The 255-nt window shown below is 56.9% G+C and carries 1 protein-coding gene; it reads right to left on the bottom strand.

Annotated features, from left to right (window positions below):
* Positions 1-255, bottom strand: a 255-nt coding sequence (locus tag ACZ9W6_RS17705; protein ID WP_465192499.1) for an EF-Tu/IF-2/RF-3 family GTPase, incomplete at both ends; no start/stop codon positions are given.

The following is a 255-nucleotide window of genomic DNA, read 5'->3' as shown; positions in this document are numbered from 1 at the left end:
GAACCTGACCACGCTCAACGTCTTCACGCTTGGTACCACGCAGCAGCACGCCAACGTTGTCACCAGCCTGACCCTGATCCAGCAGCTTGCGGAACATTTCCACGCCGGTGCAAGTGGTCTTGACAGTGTTCTTCAGACCAACGATTTCCAGCTCTTCGCCAACCTTGACGATACCGCGCTCTACACGACCGGTAACAACGGTACCACGGCCGGAGATGGAGAATACGTCCTCGATTGGCAGCAGGAACGGCTTGT

It is taken from the genome of Vogesella lacus, assembly GCF_979366295.1.
The sequence above is the reverse complement of the archived record's forward strand: the minus strand, read 5'-3'. Positions and strand labels throughout refer to the sequence as shown.